Raw genomic sequence first — 25,965 nt, forward strand, 5'->3', positions numbered from 1 at the left:
ATTAGAATGTCACGCCTAAGTTTAATTTACTTGTTAATTCCCTATACCTGTTACGTATTGTTACTTCTGTTATTCCAGCTACTTCAGCAATTTCTCTTTGAGTTCTTCTTTCTCTAAGTAATACAGATGCTATATATAATGCAGCTGCAGCCACTCCAGTTGGACCTCTTCCTGAAGTAAGTCCTTTTTTCATAGCTTTTTTAATTATTTCGATAGCTTTTGACTGTACTTTACCTGAAAGTCCTAATTCACTTGCAAATCTAGGTACATAATCAATAGGTGATGTTGGTGGTAAACGTATATTTAATTTTCTAGCTAAAAATCTGTATGTACGACCAACACCTTTTTTCTTAACACCAGAAACTTCAGCAATTTCATCTAAAGTTCTAGGCACATTACATTTCCTACATGCTGCATACAATGCAGCTGCTACAACTTCTTCTATGCTTCTTCCTCTTATCAGTTTCTTTTTTACAGCATCTCTATAAATAACTGATGCAGTTTCTCTAACAGTCCTAGGTAAATTTAATCTTGATGCAATTCTATCTAATTCGCTTAATGCAAACGCAAGATTTCTTTCTGTTGCACCAGAAATTCTAATTTTTCTTTGCCATTTTCTTAATCTGTACCATTGAGCCCTACTTTTTGCAGGAATATCTTTTCCATAAATATCTTTATTTCTCCAATCAATCATTGTAGATAATCCTTTATCATGAATTGTATATGTGACAGGAGCACCAACACGTGTACGTTTTTCTCTTTGTTCGTGATCAAATGCTCTCCATTCAGGTCCCATGTCAATTAATTTTTCATCTATAACAAGTCCGCACTTCCTACAAACTATTTCAGCCCTTTCATGGTCTTCAATTAAGTCTTCAGATCCACATTCAGGACAAACTGAACCTTTAAGAACTTTCTTTTTCATTTTCGTTTTTCTCTCCTCCTTTTCTTCTTCTTTATAAATATTGTTGTTCCAACTCGTTTCTCAAGTTTTTTAGAATTAATTGCAGGGTCGATTGTAATGTATGGATTTTTTGTAGGACCAAAAACTCGTTTAACATTGCCTATTTTAATATTATCAGAAGAATAAACAGGGGATCCTATTGCTGGAGTCATTTTAACCTTTGCAACCAAAAACCCTTTATCAGTAATCTTCAATAATTTTCCTTTTATTGAAGCCATTTAATCACCTCTAATTAAAAAATTATATATGAATTAGTTTAAACTTATATTATAACTGAAAATTTTTGTATTTTTAATGATGAATTTGGCCACTTCTGATTTTCAATGATGAAAAGGCTAGACTCTGAATTTAGGAGGTTTTTACATTGTTCTGCATTAAGTGTGGAAATTCTCAAGTTTTTAAAAATGGATTATGTGAAAAATGTTTTTATAGAGAATTCAAAATGGCTAATATTCCAGAAAAGATTGAAACAAAAATTTGTGTGCATTGTCATTCCCATTTAAAACAAAATAAATGGGTTGATATTGGGTTATCAAGAGAAGAGGTTGTTCGTAAAGTTATTTTAGACAAGATATCTTTCAATCCTAAAGTTAAAAATCCAAAAACTGAAATAGACATAATACAAAGAAAAGGCACTTTGTATAAGTGTTTGGTAAAGATAAAAGGTGAAGTTTTTGGTAAAAAATTGCAAAAAGAATATTATTGCAATGTTCATTTACGTAATTCTGTCTGTACTTATTGTAGTAGGCGTGCGTCTGGATACTATGAAGCAGTAATACAACTACGAGCTGATAAAAGAGACTTAAAAAATAAAGAAATTAAAAAAATAGAGAAGATAATTTCAAATACTTTAGAATCATTATGGCCAAAAAATAGACTTGCTTATGTATCTAAAATTTCTAAATTAAAAGAAGGAGTTGATTATTATATAGGTTCTTATACTGCTGCAAGAAAAATTGTGTCAGCCATAATGAATAATTTTGGCGGTATAATAGATGAATCTTCACGAGTTGTAGGTAGAGATAAGTCTAAAGGCAGGGAAATATGTAGATACTGGATTTTATTAAAACTTCCATTTATTGAGGAAAAAGATATCATTGAATATAAAAATAAAATTGGTCAGGTGAAATCTATTGATGGTAGAGGAATACTAGTAAAAATATTCGATAATAACAAACATGAAAAGATTCCTTGGAAAGAATATGATAAAATAAAGTTAAAAGCAAAGCATTCAGAAATAGAAACAACCACTGTAGTTTCTAAATCTTTAGATAAAATTCAAATATTAGATCCTAAAACCTTTCAACCTATAGATTTAGACATGAAATCATGGTTCCAAAATTTAAACATTGGAGATGAAGTAAAAGTTATAAAAATTAATAAAAGGATTTACATAGTAGATTGACGCAACATATGGTGATTTCATGAACAAACAACTTGAATTAGCTAAAAAAGGCACAGTGGAAATAATTACAATTGAAGAACTTAAAGAAGTCCTAAAAAAGAAAAATCCTGTGGCATATATAGGTTATGAACCTTCAGGAAAAATACATCTCGGACATTTAATTACCATAAAGAAGATGATAGATTTACAAAAAATTGGATTTAAAATTAAAATTCTTCTAGCAGATTATCATGCATATCTAAATTATAAAGGAGAGTTAGACGAAATTAGAGAAATTGCAGAATATAATAAGCGTTGTTTTTTAGCTATGGGATTATCTAAGGATACAGAGTTCATATTAGGTTCTGAGTTTCAAACAGATGATGATTATGTTTTAGATCTATATAGGTTAGCACATATAACTACCTTAAATAGAGCTAAAAGGAGTATGTCACAAATAATAAGAGAAGCTGGTGAACATAAAGTTTCTGAAGTGCTTTATCCATTAATGCAAGTTATTGACATGGTTCATTTGGGAGTAGACGTTTCAGTGGGAGGGATGGAACAAAGAAAAATTCATATGTTAGCTCGTGACAACTTACCAAAAATTGGATACACGCCACCAGTGTGTATACACACACCTATAATCCATGGAACTGATGGATCAGAAAAAATGTCATCAAGTAAAGGGAACTTTATTGCTGTTGATGATCCACCTAAAGTTATAAAAGATAAAATAATGAAAAGTTATTGTCCAGCAGCTAAAATAGATGGAAATCCTGTAATAGAAATTGCAAAATATATTATTTTTGATGAAAACAAAAAAATTTTAATAGAAAGGCCTGAAAAATATGGTGGCAATTTAGAAGTTAATTGTGAAGAATTAATCAACTTATATTCTAGTGGAGAGTTACATCCATTAGATCTCAAGAATGCTGTTGCAAAATATCTTATAAAGATTTTAGAACCTATCAGAGAAAATTTAACTTCTAAAATGGGTGATTAAAAAATGAAAAAGTCACGTTTAAGGTTATTTAAAATTACTTCACTGACAATTTCAATTTTAGGACTAATATTAATAATTGGAACTGTTATGCTTTTTGCATATGTGGGTTTTAACCTTTTTATCAACAAAGTTGGTTCAGAATTTGAGAAAAAGAAATTATATGACCAAGTAGCAAAACTTGAAAATGAATATTATGGACTGAAAAATGAATATGAATCTTTAAAAGTAAATCTTGTTCAAGATGAAAATCTTAAAAAACGATGTATAGACGTTGAATTACAATTAGTAAGGGCAAAGTCTGCAATAGACGATGTTAAAAGTGCATTGGAATCAAACAAAGATATATCAGAAATTAAAGATAGGTTAGAAAATGCTAAATCACAAGTTCAAATTGCAAAAGAAAAAATAAATCAACTAAAGTCTTCACACTAACTTTTTTGAATTCAAGGTCCAACGAAATATTTTGCTACAACATAAATTTCTGCACTGGATTTTTCTGAAGATGGAGGCTTACTTGCTTTTACATACTTAAATTCATTTTTTAGTTCATCTAAAAGATTTTTAAATTCAGGACCCTGGAATACCTTAACTACAAGATTTCCTCCTCTTTTTAAAACATTTTTTGCAATATTTATCACAGACTTACACAACTCTATAGATCTTATATGGTCTAAATCTTTTATGCCTGAAAGTGATGGTGATGCATCAGAAATAATTACATCTACACCTCCTTCAGTAATTTCCTTTATCTTTTTTTGTATTTTAAGATCTGTAAAGTCACCCTGAATAAAACTGAAATTTTCGTATTTTAATGGTTTCATCTTCTTAATATCTACAGCTACAACTTTACCTTTGCTTCCAACTAATTTTATAGCTACTTGAGACCAACCTCCAGGAGCTGCTCCAAGATCTAAAACAACGTTACCTCTACGTATTAATTTAAATTTTTTATTTAGTTGAATAAGTTTATATGCAGCTCTTGAATAATATTTCTCTTTCTTTGCAAGTCTATAATAATAATCCTTTTTTCTTTGTCTCCACCATCTTTTACCCATTTTTTTACCTCTATTTCCCAGGTATGCATCTACTACTACCTACCTTTATAATTTCAGCTTCTATATCTTTTTCAGATATATTTAACAACATTACAGTTGGAACTGAAAAACGAGGCACTGTAGGACTTCCAGGATTCAACAATTTAATATTATCAACCTCTTCTATAAATGGATGATGAGTATGTCCTGACAACAATATATCCACACCCATTTCTAATGCTATATATTTCAATTGTTGTGTGTCTCCTCGTGGATAAACTTCTCCATGATTTAAACCTATCTTAAATCCTTTTAATTTAAATATCTTGCTCTTAGGTAGCTTTAATCCATAATATCTATCCATATTACCCTGTACACAATAAGTAGGTGCCAGAGATTCTAATTCTTCCTTAACCCTTACTTCTGTGAGATCACCACAGTGTAGTATCATATCTACATCGCTAAAAACTTTAAATACTTTTTTTGGGAGGCTTTTAGCTCTATCTGGGATATGTGTATCAGATATTACCCCTATCAGCATGTTTTTCCTCCATTAATATTTTTTTATTAACCTAAAAAAATATATGAATCACTAATATTGTTTGGAGGGAATGAATGCTACCATTAACAGAAGTTGAAACAGGGAAAAAAGTAATAATAAAGGAAATAGTTGCCGGAATTGGACTAATAAAACGTCTTGAATCACTAAATATACGTATTGGTAAAATTATTAAAGTAATATCTGCTACACCATTTCGTGGGCCACTAGTGGTAGATGTTGGTGGAAGCAAGGTTGCATTAGGAAGAGGTTTAGCAGAAAGAATATTCGTGGAGGTTTTAGATGAAAATACTTCTCATGGGTAATCCCAACGTTGGAAAAAGCGTAGTATTTTCAAGGTTAACAGGAGTTCATGTCATTTCATCAAATTATCCAGGAACAACTGTTGAATTTACAAAAGGATTTATGTATGTAGATGGTAAAAAAGCAGAAGTAATAGATGTGCCAGGCACCTATTCATTAGTTCCAACATCTGAAGCAGAAAAAGTCGCAAAAAAAATGTTTTTAAATGAAAATCCTGATGTTGTGGTTGTAGTTGTAGATTCCACAAATTTAGAACGTAATTTGTATCTTACCCTACAAATATTAGAGGCAGGAGTACCAACAGTGTTAGCATTAAATATGTGGGATTTAGCAAAAAGAAAAGGCATACATATAGACGTTGAAAAATTAAAAAAGGAATTGGGGATTGAAGTTGTTCCAATTGTTGCAATCACTGGTGAAGGAATAAAAGATCTTGTTTCTGCAATTAAAAAAACGATTGGAAAAAAAGTTAAATTTCCAAAAATGAAAGATGAGGAAAGGTGGGCATATATAGGTAATTTAATTTCAAAGGTTCAAAGCATAGAACATAAACATCCAGGAATTGTTGAGATTTTAGAAGATGCTACACTTCATCCCATTTATGGTATTATCATAGCATTAATCATCATGTATATAACAATAAAAATAGTTGTAAACTTAGGAGGATGGATAGGGGACAATATAATTGGATATTTTTTTGAAGAATACTATGGACCATTTATTAAAAATTTAATTGGAAATATTTTTCCTCATGGTATCCTGCATAACATTCTAATAGGTGAACATGGAGATTTCATGGAATCATTTGGCATCTTAACTACAGGGTTATATGTACCATTTGCTGTTGTTTTACCATATGTCCTACTTTTTTATTTGATTCTTGGATTTTTGGAGGATGTGGGGTACCTTCCAAGATTGGCAGTCATGGCTGACACAATCATGCATAAAATAGGGCTTCATGGAGCAGCAATAATACCGGCAATATTGGGGATTGGATGCAATGTACCTTCTATAATCTCCACAAGAATTCTAGAAAATAAAAAAGAAAGATTTATTGCTGCAACTTTAACTGCTATATCCATACCTTGTATGGCACAAACTGCAATAATAATAGGATTGCTTGGTAAATATGGATTAAAATATGTGGCTATTGTATATGTTACATTGATTATGTTATATCTTACATTGGGTTATGGATTAAATAAAAGTATGAGAGGAGAATGTCCTGAAATATTTTTAGAGATACCTCCATATAGGATTCCACACATCCCAACATTGTTAAAGAAAACATGGTTTAGAGTTTATAGTTTTTTAATTGAGGCTGTGCCTTTCATGCTTTTAGGAATAATTATAATTAATATACTTTATTATCTTGGTATTATTTCATTTCTTTCAAAACTTTTAGCACCTATCCTTTCAGGTTTATTTGGGCTACCACCACAAAGTGTGGAAGTATTAATCGTCGGTTTTCTTAGAAAAGATGTGGCAATGGCAATGTTGGCACCATTACATCTTTCACCTACACAACTAACAGTCGCATCAATAGTATTAGCAACATATTTCCCATGTGTTGCAACTTTTGTTATACTACTAAAAGAATTAGGATTAAAAGACATGTTAAAAGTTTTTGGCATAATGGTGCTTGTTACATTATCTCTTGGAACCTTATTGAATGTACTCCTACATTTCTTTATACCCTAGGTTCCAATCTTTTTACAATGAATATGAAATAAACAACTACCAGTGGTAGTAGTAGAAGATACAGGATTAAAATGAGAGGTGATGGTATTACCATCGTTGGCATGAAAATTGTTGCTATAATGAGTAATATTGGCAATACTGCAGGACCTACAATTCCTATAAACATATAAATCATCATAAAAGAATTTAGCTTTTGAGAATAGTCTCTAAATTTCATTCTTAATTCATATGCAATGTCTTCAGCTATTATCTCTAAGGCTTTGGCAACGTCACCACCACTCTCTAAAGACCTAACTATTTGTTGTATAGCTCTTTTTAAACCTGGTGATGGCACCCTAACACTAAGATTCATTAATGCACGCGTAGTTGATTCTCCATATTTTATTTCTTCCAATGTTCTTGCAAACTCTTCAGATAAAGCACCATAACCTGAAGTTGCCACAGATTTCATGGCATCATGGAAACCTAAACCTGCCCTAAGTTCGGTAGCCATTTGCCGTAATGCATATGGCAATTCTCTTGATATCTCATCTGCTCTACTACCTTCTCTAAGTTTGGGTAAAAATCTTGCAAATACAGAAACCATGAACATTACGAGTAAGGAAAGCAATGCAAATACAAAGCCAAAACCAAGCAATATTATAACCAATGCTAATATTGACCCTGTGATTATACCTGTTAAATATACAAACTTAGGATCAAGTTCTTTCTCTCTTTCTTCCAATAATTTACTTAATGATTCTGTTTCATAACGTTCTTTCTCTTCTGGTTTTTCTGATAATTTTTCTTTATAAGCTTCTGTTTCAACTAATCTTTTTAATATTTCTATTTCACTTTCACTCATTTTTGGTCTTCTAAAAAACCCAAAAGGAGATTTTCTTCGTGTAAGTACAGTAGATCCTCTAAATTTTCTAAGTTTAGGTGTAGGTTTTAAAGTGCTTATCTTTTTCACAGGTTTTTCAGCAGTGTGTCCTACTTTCTTAGATGATTTAATAGTCATGTCCCCAATTTTGTTTAAAAATCTTATTACGCCTCTTAATGCCAATAAAATCACCAATTATAAAACCTTTTCTAAAACTTCATCAGGGTCCCTATAGTAGTCTTTTATCCATTTTCCAACTTCGTTGAGTGATCTTATATTTCTTTCAGCTAAATATTCCAAAACTAATCTTCTCCTCTCAATTTCTTCTTCTATTTCCAATATATCCATTCCAGTATAATCTGCAATCTCCCTTAAAACTTGACTGGTTATCCCCACATATTCTAACTTATCCTCTTTTTGATTCCATACAAAGAGTTTGTTAAGCTGTACATTGCCTTCTTCCATCCCTGTTATTTCTACAACTTCCGTCACTCTTCGTATTGATTTGCCACCAGGCCCATACATCCTCTGCTGCATTATTATGAAGTCTAAAGCAGGTATCATGATCTCAGGTACATTCATTGGTGGATTTGTTAGTCTAGTGATAGTTTCTCTAGCACTATTAGAGTGTAAAGTACCAAAACCAGAGTGTCCTGTGTTTAAAGCTGTGAATAATGTTGTTGCTTCCTTACCTCTAACTTCACCTACAATTATTCTATCAGGTCTTTGACGCAATGCATTTTTAACTAGGGTGTCCATGTCTATCTCGCCTTTTCCTTCAATATTTGGAGGTCTTGTTTCCATGCGTACAACATGTGTATGTGGAAGTTGTAATTCTAATGTATCTTCTATTGTAATTATTCTTTCTCGTGGAGGTATAAAAGCAGCTATATTATTTAAAGTTGTAGTTTTTCCAGAAGCTGTCCCACCTGCTATTATAGCATTACAGGGTCTTATTCCAAATCCTTCAACGCAAACCCATAGAAATGCAGCAAGATGTGATGAAAGCGTGTTGAAATTTATAAGATCAACAATTGTAAAGGGATCTTTCCTAAATTTACGGATGGTTAATGTTGGTCCGTCTGGAGATACTGGAGGTATTGTCGCATTGACTCTTGAACCATCAGGCAATCTTGCATCAAGTATTGGCATTTGTTGATCAATTCTACGACCTACTTGTCGTGCCATTATATCTATTATATTTTTTAGCTCTGAATATTCCTCAAATACTAAATTTGTGACCATCATTCCTTTTTCTCTATGATATACAAATACAGGTTTATTGACACCTATAACCATTATATCTTCTAAGTCATCGTCCTTAATGAGCGGATCAAGTTTACCATAACCCAACATCTCTTGAGTTATTCTTTCTGCAATTTCATCTACATTGCGAATTATACCTCTACGTTTTAAAAATCTTTTAACTTCTTTTTTGAATGTTTTTTTATCAATTCTGAATTCTTCTTCCCTAGATAAAACTGTATCTACAAGCCTATCCCTTATTTCGTCCATTAATTCTTTTTCTTTTTTTGTAAATTCAGGAACTTTCACAATATATTTAGGTAAATCTTCAATCTCAGATTCTTCTTTAAACACTGTTGTACTTTTTTTATCTTTTGTAATTTCTGGTAAAGGTTTTTTTCGTTTTTCTTCACCTATTATGTCTTCATCAAAATTTTCACTTCCAAAATCACCGAGTATTTCTCTTAATTCTTTCAATGCGTCTTTTTTTCTTTTTTTCCTCATGAAAACCACAATTTTACTATTTTCAATATTAACTTATAAAGTTCATAATACAAAAATTTTTATTATGGTGGAAAAAAATTATTCTATTCTTTTTTAATAGAAATCAAATTTATAAAACATTAGTTTTAAAAATTTGGGAAATTATCATAAAAAATTTTATAAAGGTGTTTAGTAGTAGAGATAGAAATTACAAATTATTTAATTGGAGGAATAACATGAAACAAATTCAAATTACAGCGTCTGATGGAACTATTAAAGTTATATCAAAAAACAATAGAAAGGTTTCAGTTAAAGAAGTGGAATTAATGCCTCTATGGGCTTTCTGTATGCAGCACAACAGACCATATATAGATACTTTTTTATCAGTATTTGAAAAAGTTATTAAGGAGACAGTCTCTGAAGTTTTTCCACACAAAAAATTAGATATAATATATAGGATTGAATCAAATGATTCACTAGAGAATTCCAATGAAATAGAAATTATATTAGAAAATTTAAGGGCTGATAATGAAGAATTTGAAATTATTGGAGAAGTTCTAAGGTTAGAAGGAAACGACAAAAGAGATGTGTTAACAAAATTAACAAGTTTTCACCGCAGAGTTAATGCAACTGTCGAAAAAACTATATAGAGTCACGTCGAATACATGATAATACTTTAAATAAGGTATTTGTTGGATTATTTGATTTTACATGTATTTTTCCATTTTTGGAAAGGATTACAACTCCTGAATCTAAGTATATTTTTCCCTTTTTTATAACATATCTTTCTTTACAATCTTTTAAATTAATTTGGTATGGAAGAGTAACAATCAATTCGTTGTTCTTTTGTTTAATATTATATTTCTTCTTATAACCTTCTATATCCAATAATACTTTTTTAAATCCAAGTTTTTTCAATGATTTGCAAAGTTTTTCTAAGATTTTTTCATCAATATTAAATTTTTCAGCCTCAATCACAGCAATTCCATCAAGGTCCCTAACTCTGATATTTCCTGCAAAAAATTTCTTCACAATGTTTTCAGCCTTGTTTATTCTTTTTATTTTATTTTTAGTTAATTTTCCTTTTTTTACTCTTGTAGCAAGGCATGTTGTGTCTTTTAAATGCCTTATATTTTTATTTTTTAAATATTCTGCAGCTTCATCATGAGATATTTGGGCTTCAACTAATGGACTCTTAATATTTTCTTCATAATTTGCCACAATTCCTGGCCTATCTTCCAACATATCAGTGACATTTGTCCCATCAATAATTTCAAATTTTTCTCCCACGAAATTTTTAATTAATTTATACATTCTTTTTTTACAAAAATAGCAGCGATATTTCTCATGTTGAAACCATTCATATTTTAAAAAATTTTCTTTAATTATTTTATGTTTAACTCCAATCTCTCTTGCAATTTTCTTTGCCTCAGTGATTTGATTTTTTGGAATTGCACCTATATCAACTGTCACTGCAATAACTTCGTTAGAAACTTCTTTAGCAATTTTTAATAATAATGTGCTATCTACGCCACCAGAAAATGCTACAGCAATGTTTTTATTCTTTAATAATTCTTTTAGTTTTTTTATTTTTTTATCCAGCATTAAAAGCACCGGATTTAGCTCTCTGCCCAACTCTTTCTGGATCTACAGTGGAAAGCTCAAGTCCGGGTATTATTACACGTACAACCGGAACTCCTATTTCTCGTGTGAGATTTACTATAAATACATCTTTGAATCCTCTTTTTTTAAGTTTTTGTAAAACTATTTCAATATTCTTTTTTAAATTGTTTGAAGCTTCATTTTTTAGTTCTTCAATTCCAATAACGTCTTCAGGTTCTCTAAACCAATGATAATTAATTCTTTTCATTCTTTCATATCCAATTCTTTCAACAAACATTTTTCTCATTTTGCTTTCTTCTACACCATAAATTTCTGTTGCCCTACTTTGTGCTACTTCTGTTAATGCACGCATCACTGCAATTTCTGGATCTAAATGTGATCCAAAACCTATAGTTAAAAGTCGTGGATCTTTTAAATGTATATCATCTGCTACAGCTGCTACAGTATGTACTTTTATATCGGAAGTTATATCTAACAATTTAATATCAATTTTAGCTTTTTTAAACTTATTTAATAAATTTTCAATCATTTCATTTTCAACATTACTACAATCAATCTTTTTTGCCCCCCTCCTACGAATTTCAAATAAACTCCATGCATCTCTTTCAATCACTTCAAATATGCCATGAAGTATTGCCTCTTCTATTACATTTCCTGAAGCTAATCCATTAGTATTAGATCTAAATAACCTAACAGAATTTTTCCTGGGATTATATGGATGATAAACAGCATTTGCAGGCACATAATATTTTTTATTATTTCTTAAATTTAATGCAGCACACCATTCTAATTTTGAATCAGGTGAGATCCTTCCTGGCAAAATCAACTCATTGGGATCAATACATCTTTCAAGTTCTTCAGTTGTAGAAATTATTGTATTATCATTGCTTCTCATTTCAGCAGAATACCTTTCAATTGCTTCCATAATTACAGAAGCTTTCGCCTGTTCTTTGGTGACACCTTTACCTTTATATACATTTATTGCACCTTTTTTTACTCCTGACCTAAATGCTAAAAATACAGGTATGCCAACTCTATCGATATTGGTTATATTTTTTATTTTTTTCACTCCAATTTCCTTAACTTTATCTTTAGTATACTCAATTGTTTTAGATGGGCTTACAATCCTATAAGAGGTTTCTTTGTATTCTACATGTAATTCATGTATCATTAAACTCACCTATACAGATATTGCAAATATTGCAAACAGGAATAATACAAATGCGAAAACAATTGTAAAGAACCATATTATGAAATTCCAGCGAAAAACTTTTGAACCATCAAGTATACCAATTGGAAGTAAATTAAAAAATGCTAAGAAACTGTTTATTGCAAACCCAAGGTAAAATATTTCTCTAAAGAACCCTGTTTTAGTTAAAGCCAAAAACAATAGAGCTAAAAATATATTTGTTAAAGGTCCAGCTAAAGATATTTTTCCATCTTCATCTCGCCTTATATGTCCTCCATAAATATAGACAGCTCCTGGTGCAGCAAAAACAATGCCTAAAAATATTGCCATCACAATTGCAAGTACTAATCCCTCAAACCATAATTTATATTCTGCCCAAAAACCATATTTTAAAGCTACAATTTTATGGGCAATTTCGTGGAGTATAAACCCCAAACCCACAACAATTATCATTGCTGGAAAAATAGTTATCATGACATGCAAATTTTTATTACTCCAAAGATATGCAAAAATTGCTGCTATTACAATCATCGACAGAAGGAGTTCTTTAAGTTCTTGAGATGTGAATCTTATTTTCATCAATTATACCCCATTTTTACTTTCTAATCTTCTAAATCTTTCAGGTATTGTAGTTCTTGGAATATTTAAATAATATTCACTTGCCGTATCCACTATTTCAATTGATATATCAGCTATACGTTCAAACGCCTTAACAACGCGTGCTAGAGATATGTAATACGTTGATTCTTCTTTATTTATAAATTTTGTTTCTGCCATTTCTATGGCTATTTGGTTTAGAGCTTCTTTTTGTAGTTTGTGCATTCTATCTTCGAATCTCATGATTTTATTCTTAAATTCCAATTTTTCATTTAAGAAAGCTTCCATAGATAAATTAAGCATTTTATTTGCTAATTTAAACATGTCTTCCAAATATCCTCTTATAAATTCACCCACCGGTTTCTTCTCTTTTACAACGAAATCAGCAATTGTGCATGAGTGATCTCCTATTCTTTCAAGATCATATGCAATTTCAGCAAAAATCAATGTTTTGCTAAATTCTGAGTATGGATTCAGTGCTAGTGCTGTCTCAACAGATGATCTAATTTTTTCATGCATGTTGTTAGTTGTGTAATCCATTTTAAGAGATTTTTGTGCCAATTCTTCATCATGCTTTAACAATGACTCAAAAGAATTTTTTAATTGTTTAGAAACATGTTCTGACATTTTTCTTAGAATTTCTTTAATGAAAAAACTTCCTGGATGTTCATCTTTTGCTTTATCCTCTCCAAAGACTTTAGAGAATTCTTCAAACTTTCCAATGTCTAATATATATGCCTTTTTTACAACACCTTTATTTATTAGAGGTTGTAAAAGTTTTGTTACATATCTTCTACTAATCCCCAATTTTTTGGCAATTTCTGCCTGTGTTGATGGATTTTCATAAAGTATGATTTTTAATAATGATTTTAATGTAGCATTTTTAGTTCTTTTTTTCTTCATTTTTTTCTCCCTCATCTATCTTAATTTCCACAGATTCTTTGAGGATATGGATTATAAGATAAAGGAGTAAGAATATTATAATGAAGCTTAAATAAGGGTATGACAATTCAAGGAAAGTTTTGATAACATCTGAAATACTGCCTCCAACATCGCAAAATCCTCTTGTTAACATTATTAGTGAGACTAGTATAAGAAGATATCCATGTTTTTGTTTAATGTCACTCGGAAAAAACAGAAGATATAACCCCATAGCCAATAGTCCAATTCCAATAGACCTGAAAAGGTTCCAATTAGTTATTCCTTCAAGAAAATAGAAAATTTTTTCTGATTTCCAATAAAAGGGATGTAATACATATATTATTTCAATAGATAAAACTAAAAATAAGGGTATTGTATATACCACACTACTCTCTATCTTTTTTGTTCTTATGTTCTTCACAGGTTCTTTAAGAGGTTCTTTTATGTAATGTGACAAAAATTGATATAACATAGAACCTAAAGCAGCTCCTAAAACTGTACCACCTATACCTAGCTTTATAGTGGTAAATGTCACAATAGCTGATATTACTCCAGCCATCAATATATCAAATAATTTAGACAATTTAACCATTCAATTCACCTAGTAATAATAAACAATCTCAGCTTCTTCTTCTTTACTGATCCCATATTGCGCTATGGTTTTTTTGACATTATTTTCTGTATTTATGAGATTAACATGGATTTTTTCATCAGTAATTGTAAGTTCATTATAAGAAGGAAAACTCTCACCTCTTAATCTTCTAGTTGTCGCTGTTCCTGAATTTATGGTGGCCATTTTTTCAATCATCCATACGTTTGGTACATGTTTATGTCCATTTAAAACAAAGTCAACTCCGCAGTCAATAAGTAATTTTAATACATCCCCACAATCTAACAATATATTTCTTTCCCTACCAGTTTGTGGAATTGGCAGAAGATGGTGATGAAATGTAACTATCTTAATAAATCCGTTGGGTATGCGCTTAAGTTTATCATGCGCCCATTCCATTTGATCAATCCCTATTTGTCCATCATCTATATCTGGTTGGGATGAATCAAGGCCAATTATTGCAAATTCTCCACTTTTATCTATATGTAAAAATTTTCGATGTCCTATTAATTTTTCAAAATGTACTAATCCAACATTTCTTGCGTCATGATTGCCAGGAACAACATAAGTATCAGCAATATCGTTAAGCTCTTCTATAAATTCACTTGCTAATTCATATTCATATTTATAGCCATTTGTTGTTACATCTCCAGCAACTACAATAATGTCAGGGTTTATATTCTCAATCCCTGATGTCAAATTTCTTTTTAATTCAGAAGAAAAAGTTTTGTCACCAAAATGGATATCTGATAAATGAATTATTGTTTTATCCATAAAATCACCTAAATCAGTAATCAATGAAAATTTATTCAACTATGTTTTCCACTTCAATATTTAAATTTTACTTTCAAAAAAGTTGAGAAGTAGAAAAAGAAATTAAGCCTCGAGCGGGATTTGAACCCGCGACCTGTGCCTTACCAAGGCACCGCTCTACCCCTGAGCTATCGAGGCATACGATGCAGGGGAGGGGATTCGAACCCCCGAAGGCCTAACGCCAGAGGATCTTAAGTCCTCCCCCTTTGACCACTCGGGCACCCCTGCATACATTACTAGTGTTAAAAACTATTTTAAAAATTTTTGGAGATTCTCAAGCTAGTACAGTTATTTGTCAGTACTAATATTTAAATTTAACCCTCACAAAATACAAAAAAATTAAATTAAATATAAAATTTCTATTAACTTGAAAATACTTCTAAAATCTTTGACACGCCCTTTCCAAGTTCTATATCAAATCCTAGTTCTTTCAGGGCTAATTCAATTGCAGATATGGTCACTGTTAATTCTCTTTGTGTAATATTTCCCATATGACCAATTCTGAAAATTTTTCCTTTTAGATGGTCTTGTCCTCCTGCTAACTCCACACCATATTTTTTACGTATTAAACCTCTAAATTCTTTGTCACTTGTTCCCTTAGGTAAATGAATGGCAGTAACAGTATTTGAAGAAACTTCTTCATCTGGAAATATTTCCAAACCTAAGGCTTTAACAGCCTTTCTAGTAGCAATTGCGGCCATTTTATGTCTTTTTATCCTATTTTCTAAACCTTCTTCCTCAACAACTTTTAAAGCTTCATTTAATGCATATATTAAGGAAACTGATGGTGTATATGGAGTTTCAGGAGGTTTTAAACTTTTACTTTCTCTATATTTTTTTAAATCTAAATAATAAGTTTTAGAATCTGTAGACTCTACTACATCCCAAGCTTCATCACTTAAAGTTATTGCTGATAAACCAGGAGGCGCTGCTAAGCATTTTTGTGAGCCAGTTATACAAATATCTATGCCATAATTGTCTACTTCTACTTTATCGCCTCCGAGAGAAGATACAGCATCTACAATATACAATGCTTCATGATTATTCAATATTTTACCGATTTCTTTTATTGGATTTTTAACACCAGTTGAAGTTTCATTATGAACAACAGTTACTGCTTTAATATCTTCATTTTCTTCTAGTGTTTCCTTAATTTTTTCTATATCTGCAGCTTTACCCCATTCAAATTTTAAAGGTATTGAATTACCACCAAATGTTGTAGTTATTTGCATAAATCTTTCGCCAAATTTTCCATTAACTATGTTTAAAATTTTGTCTCCTTCTTCCAATATATTTGCTAATGCTGCTTCCATTGCTGCTGTACCAGATCCTGTAAGTATATATGATTCATTTTTTGTTTTAAAAATTTTTGACATCATTTCTGATGTTTCTTCTAAAATTTTACCAAATTCCTCTCCTCTGTGGTTTACAATATTTTTTAACATTGCCTTAAGAACTCTTTGAGAAACGCCAGTTGGTCCTGGAATCATCAGTAATTGATCCATATTTTTTACACCTCCGAAGGTATTTTGAAAAGCTAGATAAATTTTTGTAGTAATTTTCTTAATCAAAGAATTTAAATATTCCTCATCTAATAAAAGTTTTATGAAATGAAAATAAAAACATGGATGAAATGGTATAGAAAAATACTTAAAGATTTTGGATTTAAACAAGAGGAAGATGAAAAATCTGCAAAGTATCTAAATAAATTTTTGGAAAAACATTGTGCCTTAAACTTAGATGACTTGCCACACTCTAATACAGCCATTGTATGTGGAGCAGGTCCTTCAATAGAAAAACATGTTAAAATTGTTAAAAAAATTAAGAGCAAAGGAATTGTCATAGCAGCTGATGGTGCTACCACTGCATTACTTAATGAAGAAATAATCCCAGATATAATTGTTACAGATTTGGATGGATACATGCCGGATATAATAAAAGCCAATAAATTAGGATCAGTTGTTGTAGTACATAGTCATGGTGACAATTTAAAAAAATTGAAAAAATATCTTCCAAAACTAAAAAATATAATGGGTACAACACAGTCAAAACCTCTCAAAAACGTATATAATTTTGGTGGATTTACAGATGGTGATAGAGCCGTGTTTTTGGCAATCAAATTGGGTGCTAAAAAAATAATTTTGGCAGGTATGGATTTTGGCGAAAAAATAACGAAATATTCAAGGCCTAAACTTAGTAGAGATGTAGAAGAGGCCGATGAGATAAAAAAACTAAAATTAAAATATGCAGAGAAACTCATAGAGTGGATTGTTGATAATAAAAATGTTGAAATCAAAAAATTAAGGTGAATACATGAAGTTTGAATTTATTGATGTAACTGCTGATGCAGGTTTTCATGCATATGGATCTACTTTAGAAGAATTATTTGAAAACGCAGCCTTAGCTTTATTTGAAATAATAACTGATACTTCAAAAGTAAAGGATAAAGAATGTCGTAAAATTGAAATAGAAAGTGAAGACAAGATATCATTACTGCATGACTGGTTAGAAGAACTTTTAGTGACGCATGAAATTGAAATGATGCTCTTTTCAAAATTTAAAGTTGAAATTTCTGATTGTAAATTACGTGGAATGGCATGGGGTGAAAAAATAAATCCAGATATACATGAAATAAAATGTGAAGTAAAGGCTATAACTTATCATCTAATGAATATAACAAAAGAAAATGACAAATATAAAGCAACAGTAATTGTAGATATATAAAATGAGGGATAAATATGAATATAAGAGACATTTTAATTAAAAAAGATGATTATGTCTGGGAAGTACCTACAGATTATAAAGAATGCATGCAAGTTCCTGGAAGAATATTTGTGGATGAAAAAGAATTAGATAAACTAGAAAAAGGGGCTGTAGATCAGGTTGCAAATGTAGCGTGTCTACCAGGTATCCAAAAATTCTCTATAGCATTACCTGACATACATTTTGGTTATGGATTTCCTATAGGAGGCGTTGGTGCATTTAGTGCAAACACTGGAGTTATAAGCCCTGGTGGAGTAGGTTTTGATATAAATTGTGGTGTTAGAGTAATCCGAACAAACTTAACTGAAGAAGACGTAAGACCTAAGATAAAAGAATTAATAGACACATTATTTAGGAACATACCATCAGGAGTAGGTAGTAAAGGTAAAATAAGGTTAAAGAGTGGAGAAATAGATGAAGTATTAGAAAATGGGGCTGTTTGGGCTGTTGAAAATGGATATGGCTGGGAAGAAGACCTCAAATATCTTGAAGAAAATGGTAAGATGGAAGATGCAAATGCTGAGAAAGTAAGTGTAAGAGCAAAGAGAAGAGGAATACCACAGTTAGGAACATTAGGTTCTGGTAATCATTTTTTAGAAGTTCAAAAGGTTGAAAAAGTTTTTGATGAAAACGCTGGAGAAGTATTTGGACTTAAACCAGGACAAGTAACAATAATGGTTCATACTGGGTCACGAGGATGTGGACATCAAATATGTTCAGATTACTTAAAAGTTATGAATAAAGCTTATAGAAAGTATAACATAAATATCCCAGATCGTCAATTGGCATGTGCTCCTGTAGATACACCTGAAGCAGAAGACTATTTCCAAGCAATGGCGGCAGCCGCTAATTATGCTTGGGCAAATCGTCAAATGATTGTACATTGGGTTAGAGAATCCTTTGAACAGGTATTTGGTGAAGAAGCTGAAGACCTAGGAATGAAGATTCTTTACGATGTTGCACACAACATTGCTAAAAGAGAAGTACATAAAGTAAATGGAAAAAACATTGAAGTATATGTTCATAGAAAAGGTGCAACACGTGCATTTGGTCCTGGAAGAAAAGAAGTACCAAAAGAATATAGAGACATAGGGCAACCTGTCTTAATACCAGGAACTATGGGAACAGCATCATATATACTCCACGGAACTGAGATGGCAATGGAAGAAACCTTTGGCTCTACTGCACATGGTGCAGGTCGTAAGATGAGTCGAGCAGGTGCAAAGAGAGTTTATCGTGGAAATAGAGTCCAAAGAGAGTTAGGCAGTAGAGGGATTTATGTTAAGGCAGTTTCAATGGCGGTTGTTGCTGAAGAAGCCCCTGGAGCTTATAAAGATGTTGACACTGTGGTTGAAACCACACATAAGGCAGGAATATCAAAGTTAGTTGCCAAATTAACACCACTTGGCGTAGCTAAAGGATAAATTTTTACAAAAATTTGGGGATAGAATGATAGGAATCATTGGTGGGACTGGGTTATATACATTGGCTAAAGGTGAGAATGTAGAGAAAAAGACTGTTGAGACTCCTTATGGTATTTCTTCACCAATTTCAATTTTTAAACTTTATGACAAAAAAATAGCATTTATGCCTCGACATGCTGAAGACCATAATTATCCACCTCATAAGATTAATTATAGGGCAAATATTTATGCATTGAAAAAAATTGGTGTAAAACAAATTATTGCTGTTAACACTGTAGGATCTATGCAAGAAAATGTTAAGCCTGGAGAATTGCTCATACCAAATGATTTCATTGATTTTACGAAAAACAGACCAACCACTTTTTATGATGACAAGACAGTTCATATAGACATGACAGACCCTTATTGTCCAAATATTAGAGAGGTATTAATAAATAATGGAGAAGTTGATGTTATAGATAAAGGTATATATGTTTGTACTGAAGGACCAAGATTTGAAACACCTGCCGAAATTAGAATGTTTAAGAAATTAGGTGGAACTGTTGTTGGCATGACAGGCGTACCTGAAGTTATTCTGGCTAGAGAGTTAGAAATGTGTTATGCATCAATATGTGTAGTATCAAATTATGCTGCCTCAATTTCAAAGAAAAAATTGACTATAGATGAAGTTTTTGAAGTCCTTGAAAATAAAAAGCAAAAATTAATTAAAATAATTAAAAAAACTATCAAAAAATTAAAATATGATCCAAATTGTAAGTGTCAAAAAGCATTAGAAGGGGCTAAAATTTAAAATGTGGTGTTAACTTGAAAATAAAAGAAAAATATATGAAGTATTGTCCAAGTTGTGGAAAAAGTTATAATAAAAATGCTAATTTCTGTGAGGAGTGTGGAACACAACTTAAAGAAATAAACATTGTAAAAGATGCCGTCATTGCATCCGAAGAATCTGAAGATGTTATTGTAGTTTCATCCAACCATATACCTGGATATGAAATTGTTGAAACTATTGGATTTGTATACGGTCTCACTGTTAGAAGCAGAGGTTTGGGAGGTCAGATAGCTGCATTTTTAAGATCTTTGATTGGTGGTGAAATTAAAGAATATATTACTATGATGGAACATTCCCGTCAAGAAGCACTTGAACGTTTAATCGAACATGCAAGAAATATGGGAGCTAATGCAGTTATTAGTACACGTTTCGATTCATCAGAGATATCTAATGTAATGCAAGAAATTCTTGCATATGGAACGGCAGTTAAAGTTAAAAAGAAAGAAAAAGAAGAAAATGTTTCTGTTAATATTTGAACAATTCTTGCCATGACCTTCTAAGAACTCCACGTGCTGCAGCCTCACCTACCATGTTTATAAGTTCTTTTGTAAGGCTTTGTGACGCAACAAAGTGTGTAGGATTTATTTTACCTTTCTTTTTCATTTCATTGAATTCATCATTTATCGTAGACAAAGTTTTAAGTGCAGCTTTCAGTTCCTCTTGATCATCTTTAAGAAGCATTGATTTTGCGCATTTTACAATCATTTTTGGATCTAAAATTTTTATTAATCCTTCTATTCCTGAAGATTCTACTAGAGATGCAATAGTATTTAGTGTCATTATTATCTGTTTTTCCACCATTTCTTTAGGGGCAGGAATTATCTTTGTTCCTACAGTGTAATAATCAAGTATCCCAGCCAATGTAACAGCAGTTACAAGAACACCCATATCTCCAACAGCAGAAGACACATCTGCAGGAACTAGGAAAACTTCTTTACCACAACTTTTAGCAAGCTCAACACATTTCCTAACCTGATCTTCAGAAGCTATTTCAAGCCCAAATGTAGTTTTCCCAGATATAACATAATGTCCATGCTGAGGTGTCCCTGGAACTGCTGCAGGATGTAAAGATGAAATTCCTAGATCTTTCCTTTCCCTAAATTCCCTCTCAAATGTATAATAGATAACTAATGGCGAAGCTGTGCAAGTATTTGCAATAACAGACCCTTCTGGCAAATGTTTTATTATTTTTTTAACTATCTCATAAGTTCTTTTCCCAAATGGTGTGAAAAGTATTGCTACTTCAGCATCTTTCGCTGCTTCTTCATCTTTATCAGTTATTTCAACTCCAGCATCCTCAACTTTCTTCCAATGTTCCTCTTCCATCACCTCTCTATTCTTCTCAGCTAGAACTACATCATGTCCAGCTTCTGAAAATTCTATTGCCATTCTACTTCCGCCAAATGGTGGTTCTCCACCAAATCTCTCCTGCAGCTTTAATATCTTTGTATAGAGATTTTGATTTCCAGCTCCATAAATTGCTATTTTCATTTTTTACACCTCATGAAAAAACATGACAATTTATGAAAATTTTTTTAAGAAATCTACTAAAAAATTTTGTGTTTATTCTTCCTATGAAATCCTGATATTGATGGGTTTAGAAAGTATTGAGAACTCAAAAATTAGAAATATAAAAAACAATGAAAAATTTTGACTTATATATCTTTCTTGTAAATTTTACCTTCTTTCATCACTAATATTATGTTTTCTTTATCACTAAGTACAGATATATCATCAAGTGGATTTTTTTTGACAACTATTATATCTGCAATTTTATTCTTTTCTATCGTTCCTATCTTATCCTCAAGTAAAAGACATTCGGCTGCAACTTTAGTCCCAGACTGTATTGCCTCCATAGGATCCATTCCTATTTCGCACATATATTCCAGTTCCTTAAGGTTGTTACCATGTTTAACAACACCAGAATCAGTTCCCATTACCATTTTTACTCCTTCTTCATAAGCTAATTCCATATTTTCTTTATGTACTTTGCTAATTTCCTTTGCTTGTTTTTTCATATAATTAGGAATATCTTTGTTTTCCTTTGAGTTGTATCTTGTAACAAGAAAAGTAGGAACTAAATATATGCCTCTTTCAATCATAAGTCTACAACTTTTCCTGTCTATAAATGTTCCATGTTCTATTGAGTGTACACCTGCTTTAATGGCATTTAATATTCCCTTATTACCATGGGCATGGGCCATTACTTTTTTCCCTCTAAATTTCGCTTCCTCCACTATTGCTTGCAGTTCCTCAATAGAAAATTGGACATCTTTAGGATGATCATTTGGACTTAATACACCACCACTCGTGGCAATTTTAACAAAATCAGCGCCTGCACGAATTACTTCACGTACTCTTTTACGAACTTCATCTACACCGTCGCAAGTTGTCTTTGGCATTCCAGGATAGAAAAATGTTGTATCAATTCCTGATTTATAAGTACCATCAAAATGTCCACCTGTAGGTGAAAGTGGTGCAACAGTTATTAAAATTCTTGGTGATGGAAATAAATTTTTTTCAGCTGCTAATTTAACTCCAAGGTCTGCAAAACCAGCATCTCTAACAGTAGTCACGCCAGCATCTAATGTTGCACGCATATTATTAATTGCTTCATAAAAATATAATGATAAAGGTTTTTCTATTCTTCTTTCATCATAACCATTCATCATTAAATGTACGTGTGCATCTATGAAACCTGGTAGAGCATATCCATCGTCTAGGTCAATTCCTTCCATTTTTTTAGTTGTTATTTCTTTTATTTTACCTTTTGAAATTATAATTGACCCATGATATGGCTCTCTTCCTGTGCCATCGATTATATTTATGTTCGTTAGTATCATAGAGACCTCCACAAACAAAATTATTTTTTGATCATTTTAATTTTTCCATCTTTAATTTCAACTTCATGACATTTAGACAATTCTTCCATATCTTCTATTGTTATACCATCAACTAGAGGTATTTTAGCTATTATCGCACCAACTGCAACTATAGGTTCAGCTTTAATACAAATTATACCTGCAGGAGCTGTTTTATTTTTAGCTAGTTGGTAAAGCACATATGATCCGACTGTTGAACCTTTACCACCAGGTATAATTAAAATTTTATTTTTAATACTTTTGCCTTTTAATGGGTGTCGTGGATCAATCACTTTGCCCGTCTTTGGGTCAACGCCTCCAAGAAAACTCAGAGGTTCATTAGAAACGAGTGGTTTTCCTTTTGCATTTCCTTTTGAAATTACTCTAACATTCATATTACAACGCTCCAATTGAATTTAAGCTACATCTTTTTTCATGACTTCTCTTAGAACTGCAGTAGCATAACAACCCTTAGGGATTGAAAATTCGAGTAAAACACCATTACTTAAAGCTTCAACTTTTGTATCATATACTCTGAATCTTATCGGTCTTCTTATTCCATGTGTTCCTAACTTTGGTATTAATTCACACTTAAAGTCATTTAATTTTAAATTTTCTTCTTTTAAAACCTTTTTTTCTATTTTTCCAACCTTTCCACTAGCTAAAGGTACTTTAGTACCATAAAGAGGGGCTGTTGGATGTGCCTTGAATTCCTTTACTAATTTCTCAGCATTTTCAGCATTAATGATTCTGTTTTGATTATTAACTAAAATATCCCCTTCTACATACTTATTTATACCAAGTTTACATCTTTCACTAACAACTTTATTGAAGAGATATGATTGATAAGCATGGATAAACATTCGAGTTAGAGGTTTTGGGAGTGCCAAAATAGCTTTTAAATATGATTTATCGTCTAATTTTCCTTTTTTCTTATCTTTCAACAAAATTCTTAAAATTGTACGTTCATATTGTAATGTTTTTGGCATGGATTCGTAAGATTTCTCAATTTCACCTAAATCATATAATTTACGAGCTTTTTTAATTTTTTCAGGTTCACCAGGGAAAGGATTACCCACATAAAGATCTACAGCTTTTTTTAAATCATTCTTTATTAAAGCTTTACCAATTAAGTGAGTATTACTTCTTGGTTTTCCAAATCTTTGCCAACCATAATAATTAGGTACTCCAATTTCTGACAATGTTTTAAGCGTTTTTTTGGCATCTTTAGCGGCATTTTTAGGATTTTTGACATTTCTAACAATTATACGGAATTTATTGCCTATCAATTGTCCTAAACGCAATTTTTTTTCATGTCTTACAATTTTAAGAAATTTAACACCGCGAATTTTCAAATTTTTTATTTCATCCGGATCTATATTGCTAACACATATCCATTGTCTGGCTACAGCATACTTATCTTTCATCCCTGCAAATCCCATTCTTCTTCTGTCAATGTGCAACTTTTTTGCAATATCTATAACTACATCTAAAGTTGTTCTATTTCTCTTTTCTATCCATATCCATACATTTTGTCCTTTTCCACTAGGTTTAATTAGGGGGATTTCCTCTACATAAAAATCTTCAATTTTTTCTCTAATTTTCCCTCCAATTCCTCTAGTCTTTGTTACATATGTCTCAGCATTTAACATTCTACCCTTCCTAAAATTTTGAATTATTTAGTGGTCTGTTGTGTAAAAGACTGATGTCTGTTTGTTGATTTCCTTAAATAAATTTCACTGTAATTTTCTGTATTTCTCTGAGTTAAATTACTAGTTGAAGTATTTCCTTTTATTGTACTTTCTTTGTATTTTGGTTCTTTAATCATTACTGGAGTAAATGTCTTATCTTGAATTGGTATTATTTTATTTTCTCCACTTGTGGTTAATGGTATGAAACCTGGAAAAGTAAAATGTAAATATAAAGACAGAATTGAAGCCATTCCATATGCCAATAAAGATATTATCAAAATTGCGAATAAATTAGCACTTTTTTTCTCTTTCATTTTTTCACTTCCTAAAAATTTCTCTATAGTAGATTTTGTTCTTTAATATCAAAAAGTATTGATGCAATTAAAATCATGGAAATAGAAAATAAAGAAATAATGCACAAATTGATCCAGAATGGGAACACTGATCTGTGGAGTATTATAAATCTCAATGCATCAACACCATAAGTTAGGGGATTAGCATGTACGGCTCTTTGAAGCCATGTAGGCAATCCTGTTATGGGAAATAATGCGCCACTCAATAGGAAAATTGGCAAAACTATAAAACTCATCACAAGATTAAATCCTTCTGTACTTTCAGTTATTGCTGCAATCATAAGGCCTAAGCCACCAAAACCCATAGAAATTATAAAGGACAAAATAACACTGATGACAAATGATGTTAGAGTTATTTCAATATTTACTAAAAAAGACAGTGCCAATAAAATTACAGTTTGAATTACTGAGGCCGTACTAATCCCAAATGCTTTTCCTAAGATAATAGATGGTCTTGAAATTGGAGAAACTAATATTTCTTTTAAAAATCCGTATTGTCTATCTATAACAACTGAAACTCCTGAAAACACGCTAGTAAAAAGTATGGTTTGTGCTATTATTCCAGGAAAAATGAAAGTTCTATATCCTCCTGGAATATTTGTGAATTTCACTGACATACCAAGACCAGTGCCAAATATAATCAACCACAAGAGAGGTGTAACTATTGAGGTAAGTATTCTTGATTTATAACGTAAAAATCTCTTTACTTCTCTTAACCATACAACATAAATGCCTTCAATTTCAGACATC

The 25,965-nt window shown here is 31.4% G+C and carries 30 protein-coding genes, 2 tRNA genes and 1 pseudogene; 12 read left to right on the plus strand and 21 right to left on the minus strand.

Annotated features, from left to right (window positions below; genetic code table 11):
- Nucleotide 1 precedes the first annotated feature (1 nt).
- Both ACZ5LY_RS00870 and ACZ5LY_RS00875 read right to left on the minus strand, forming a co-directional pair.
- Nucleotides 2–925, minus strand: a complete 924-nt coding sequence (locus ACZ5LY_RS00870; protein ID WP_013413547.1) for a transcription initiation factor IIB — start codon at nucleotides 923–925, stop codon at nucleotides 2–4.
- Nucleotides 922–1,182 carry an H/ACA ribonucleoprotein complex subunit GAR1 gene (locus tag ACZ5LY_RS00875; protein ID WP_013413548.1) on the minus strand — a complete coding sequence of 87 codons (261 nt, stop codon included), beginning with the start codon at nucleotides 1,180–1,182 and terminating at the stop codon, nucleotides 922–924. Before ACZ5LY_RS00875 ends, ACZ5LY_RS00870 begins: the two co-directional genes overlap by 4 nt.
- Nucleotides 1,183–1,328: 146 nt before the next feature.
- Between ACZ5LY_RS00875 and ACZ5LY_RS00880 the strand changes: the two genes are divergently transcribed.
- From ACZ5LY_RS00880 to ACZ5LY_RS00890, 3 genes are read left to right on the plus strand one after another with little or no spacing between them, the layout of a single operon-like run.
- Nucleotides 1,329–2,369 carry a 60S ribosomal export protein NMD3 gene (locus tag ACZ5LY_RS00880; RefSeq protein WP_013413549.1) on the plus strand — a complete coding sequence of 347 codons (1,041 nt, stop codon included), beginning with the start codon at nucleotides 1,329–1,331 and terminating at the stop codon, nucleotides 2,367–2,369.
- 19 nt (nucleotides 2,370–2,388) lie between these two features.
- Nucleotides 2,389–3,354: a tyrosine--tRNA ligase gene (locus ACZ5LY_RS00885; RefSeq protein WP_013413550.1), complete on the plus strand. Its 966-nt coding sequence runs from the start codon at nucleotides 2,389–2,391 to the stop codon at nucleotides 3,352–3,354.
- 3 nt (nucleotides 3,355–3,357) lie between these two features.
- Nucleotides 3,358–3,786 (plus strand): hypothetical protein, encoded by a 429-nt coding sequence (locus ACZ5LY_RS00890; protein WP_013413551.1) that lies wholly within the window; start codon nucleotides 3,358–3,360, stop codon nucleotides 3,784–3,786.
- An 11-nt stretch (nucleotides 3,787–3,797) separates the two neighbouring features.
- Here ACZ5LY_RS00890 and ACZ5LY_RS00895 read toward each other — a convergent pair whose 3' ends face one another.
- Nucleotides 3,798–4,409 (minus strand): RlmE family RNA methyltransferase, encoded by a 612-nt coding sequence (locus ACZ5LY_RS00895; RefSeq protein WP_464577680.1) that lies wholly within the window; start codon nucleotides 4,407–4,409, stop codon nucleotides 3,798–3,800.
- Between the two features lie 10 nt (nucleotides 4,410–4,419).
- Nucleotides 4,420–4,929 carry a metallophosphoesterase gene (locus ACZ5LY_RS00900; RefSeq protein ID WP_013413553.1) on the minus strand — a complete coding sequence of 170 codons (510 nt, stop codon included), beginning with the start codon at nucleotides 4,927–4,929 and terminating at the stop codon, nucleotides 4,420–4,422.
- A gap of 74 nt (nucleotides 4,930–5,003) precedes the next feature.
- On the opposite strand from ACZ5LY_RS00900, the gene ACZ5LY_RS00905 reads away from it, so the two are divergent.
- Together ACZ5LY_RS00905 and ACZ5LY_RS00910 are read left to right on the plus strand one after the other, a co-directional pair.
- Complete coding sequence (locus ACZ5LY_RS00905) at nucleotides 5,004–5,252, plus strand: FeoA family protein (protein WP_013413554.1); 249 nt, start codon at nucleotides 5,004–5,006, stop codon at nucleotides 5,250–5,252.
- Nucleotides 5,230–6,951, plus strand: coding sequence for a FeoB small GTPase domain-containing protein (locus ACZ5LY_RS00910; protein ID WP_464577681.1), 1,722 nt, complete (start codon nucleotides 5,230–5,232; stop codon nucleotides 6,949–6,951). Before ACZ5LY_RS00905 ends, ACZ5LY_RS00910 begins: the two co-directional genes overlap by 23 nt.
- Here the strand turns inward: ACZ5LY_RS00910 and ACZ5LY_RS00915 are convergent.
- The gene (locus ACZ5LY_RS00915; protein WP_464578017.1) at nucleotides 6,941–8,005 is read right to left on the minus strand and encodes a type II secretion system F family protein; all 1,065 of its coding nucleotides are present in this window, start codon (nucleotides 8,003–8,005) and stop codon (nucleotides 6,941–6,943) included. The two genes, ACZ5LY_RS00910 and ACZ5LY_RS00915, sit on opposite strands and share 11 nt — an antisense overlap.
- Nucleotides 8,006–8,008: 3 nt before the next feature.
- Nucleotides 8,009–9,562: a CpaF family protein gene (locus ACZ5LY_RS00920; RefSeq protein WP_013413557.1), complete on the minus strand. Its 1,554-nt coding sequence runs from the start codon at nucleotides 9,560–9,562 to the stop codon at nucleotides 8,009–8,011.
- 215 nt (nucleotides 9,563–9,777) lie between these two features.
- Between ACZ5LY_RS00920 and ACZ5LY_RS00925 the strand changes: the two genes are divergently transcribed.
- Nucleotides 9,778–10,191: a hypothetical protein gene (locus tag ACZ5LY_RS00925; RefSeq protein WP_013413558.1), complete on the plus strand. Its 414-nt coding sequence runs from the start codon at nucleotides 9,778–9,780 to the stop codon at nucleotides 10,189–10,191.
- Here ACZ5LY_RS00925 and larE read toward each other — a convergent pair.
- From larE to ACZ5LY_RS00970, 9 genes are all read right to left on the minus strand, one after another.
- The gene (larE, locus tag ACZ5LY_RS00930; protein WP_464577682.1) at nucleotides 10,184–11,146 is read right to left on the minus strand and encodes an ATP-dependent sacrificial sulfur transferase LarE; all 963 of its coding nucleotides are present in this window, start codon (nucleotides 11,144–11,146) and stop codon (nucleotides 10,184–10,186) included. The two genes, ACZ5LY_RS00925 and larE, sit on opposite strands and share 8 nt — an antisense overlap.
- Entirely contained in the window at nucleotides 11,136–12,335 is a 1,200-nt protein-coding gene (locus ACZ5LY_RS00935; RefSeq protein WP_013413560.1) for a YcaO-related McrA-glycine thioamidation protein, read from the minus strand. The genes larE and ACZ5LY_RS00935 overlap by 11 nt, the downstream gene beginning before the upstream one ends.
- Before the next feature lie 9 nt (nucleotides 12,336–12,344).
- Entirely contained in the window at nucleotides 12,345–12,932 is a 588-nt protein-coding gene (locus ACZ5LY_RS00940) for a zinc metalloprotease (RefSeq protein WP_013413561.1), read from the minus strand.
- Between the two features lie 3 nt (nucleotides 12,933–12,935).
- Complete coding sequence (locus tag ACZ5LY_RS00945) at nucleotides 12,936–13,853, minus strand: phosphate signaling complex PhoU family protein (protein ID WP_013413562.1); 918 nt, start codon at nucleotides 13,851–13,853, stop codon at nucleotides 12,936–12,938.
- Nucleotides 13,834–14,463, minus strand: coding sequence for a hypothetical protein (locus tag ACZ5LY_RS00950; RefSeq protein WP_464577683.1), 630 nt, complete (start codon nucleotides 14,461–14,463; stop codon nucleotides 13,834–13,836). The genes ACZ5LY_RS00945 and ACZ5LY_RS00950 overlap by 20 nt, the downstream gene beginning before the upstream one ends.
- 9 nt (nucleotides 14,464–14,472) lie before the next feature.
- Entirely contained in the window at nucleotides 14,473–15,255 is a 783-nt protein-coding gene (locus tag ACZ5LY_RS00955; RefSeq protein WP_048060544.1) for a metallophosphoesterase family protein, read from the minus strand.
- Between the two features lie 105 nt (nucleotides 15,256–15,360).
- Nucleotides 15,361–15,432 (minus strand) — tRNA-Thr (locus ACZ5LY_RS00960).
- Between the two features lie 6 nt (nucleotides 15,433–15,438).
- A tRNA-Leu gene (locus ACZ5LY_RS00965) sits at nucleotides 15,439–15,522 on the minus strand.
- A 134-nt stretch (nucleotides 15,523–15,656) separates the two neighbouring features.
- Nucleotides 15,657–16,799, minus strand: coding sequence for a pyridoxal-phosphate-dependent aminotransferase family protein (locus ACZ5LY_RS00970; protein ID WP_464577684.1), 1,143 nt, complete (start codon nucleotides 16,797–16,799; stop codon nucleotides 15,657–15,659).
- A 105-nt stretch (nucleotides 16,800–16,904) separates the two neighbouring features.
- Between ACZ5LY_RS00970 and ACZ5LY_RS00975 the strand changes: the two genes are divergently transcribed.
- From ACZ5LY_RS00975 to ACZ5LY_RS01000, 6 genes and pseudogenes are all read left to right on the plus strand, one after another.
- The gene (locus ACZ5LY_RS00975) at nucleotides 16,905–17,603 is read left to right on the plus strand and encodes a 6-hydroxymethylpterin diphosphokinase MptE-like protein (RefSeq protein ID WP_013413566.1); all 699 of its coding nucleotides are present in this window, start codon (nucleotides 16,905–16,907) and stop codon (nucleotides 17,601–17,603) included.
- A gap of 4 nt (nucleotides 17,604–17,607) precedes the next feature.
- The gene (locus ACZ5LY_RS00980; RefSeq protein ID WP_013413567.1) at nucleotides 17,608–18,018 is read left to right on the plus strand and encodes an archease; all 411 of its coding nucleotides are present in this window, start codon (nucleotides 17,608–17,610) and stop codon (nucleotides 18,016–18,018) included.
- A 14-nt stretch (nucleotides 18,019–18,032) separates the two neighbouring features.
- Nucleotides 18,033–19,481: an RtcB family protein gene (locus ACZ5LY_RS00985; RefSeq protein ID WP_013413568.1), complete on the plus strand. Its 1,449-nt coding sequence runs from the start codon at nucleotides 18,033–18,035 to the stop codon at nucleotides 19,479–19,481.
- Between the two features lie 25 nt (nucleotides 19,482–19,506).
- Nucleotides 19,507–20,271 carry an S-methyl-5'-thioadenosine phosphorylase gene (gene mtnP / locus ACZ5LY_RS00990; protein ID WP_013413569.1) on the plus strand — a complete coding sequence of 255 codons (765 nt, stop codon included), beginning with the start codon at nucleotides 19,507–19,509 and terminating at the stop codon, nucleotides 20,269–20,271.
- 35 nt (nucleotides 20,272–20,306) lie between these two features.
- Nucleotides 20,307–20,351 (plus strand): annotated as a pseudogene (locus ACZ5LY_RS00995) (hypothetical protein); the annotation flags it as partial.
- A gap of 87 nt (nucleotides 20,352–20,438) precedes the next feature.
- A complete protein-coding gene (locus ACZ5LY_RS01000; protein WP_464578019.1) occupies nucleotides 20,439–20,786 on the plus strand; it encodes a heavy metal-binding domain-containing protein in 348 nt (115 codons plus the stop codon).
- On the opposite strand, the gene ACZ5LY_RS01005 is transcribed toward ACZ5LY_RS01000, so the two are convergent.
- The 6 genes from ACZ5LY_RS01005 to ACZ5LY_RS01030 all read right to left on the minus strand — a co-directional run bounded on the left by ACZ5LY_RS01005 (nucleotide 20,776) and on the right by ACZ5LY_RS01030 (nucleotide 25,964).
- Nucleotides 20,776–21,801, minus strand: a complete 1,026-nt coding sequence (locus tag ACZ5LY_RS01005) for a H(2)-dependent methylenetetrahydromethanopterin dehydrogenase-related protein (protein ID WP_464577685.1) — start codon at nucleotides 21,799–21,801, stop codon at nucleotides 20,776–20,778. The two genes, ACZ5LY_RS01000 and ACZ5LY_RS01005, sit on opposite strands and share 11 nt — an antisense overlap.
- 164 nt (nucleotides 21,802–21,965) lie before the next feature.
- On the minus strand, nucleotides 21,966–23,153 hold the full coding sequence (locus ACZ5LY_RS01010) for a metal-dependent hydrolase family protein (RefSeq protein ID WP_464577686.1): 1,188 nt from the start codon (nucleotides 23,151–23,153) through the stop codon (nucleotides 21,966–21,968).
- A gap of 20 nt (nucleotides 23,154–23,173) precedes the next feature.
- Nucleotides 23,174–23,566, minus strand: a complete 393-nt coding sequence (locus ACZ5LY_RS01015; RefSeq protein ID WP_464577687.1) for a DUF126 domain-containing protein — start codon at nucleotides 23,564–23,566, stop codon at nucleotides 23,174–23,176.
- Between the two features lie 21 nt (nucleotides 23,567–23,587).
- Entirely contained in the window at nucleotides 23,588–24,823 is a 1,236-nt protein-coding gene (truD, locus tag ACZ5LY_RS01020; protein WP_464577688.1) for a tRNA pseudouridine(13) synthase TruD, read from the minus strand.
- Between the two features lie 23 nt (nucleotides 24,824–24,846).
- Entirely contained in the window at nucleotides 24,847–25,176 is a 330-nt protein-coding gene (locus ACZ5LY_RS01025) for a hypothetical protein (RefSeq protein ID WP_013413575.1), read from the minus strand.
- 23 nt (nucleotides 25,177–25,199) lie between these two features.
- Entirely contained in the window at nucleotides 25,200–25,964 is a 765-nt protein-coding gene (locus ACZ5LY_RS01030; RefSeq protein ID WP_464577689.1) for an ABC transporter permease, read from the minus strand.
- Nucleotide 25,965: the final 1 nt, after the last annotated feature.

Source organism: Methanothermus sociabilis (assembly GCF_055392295.1).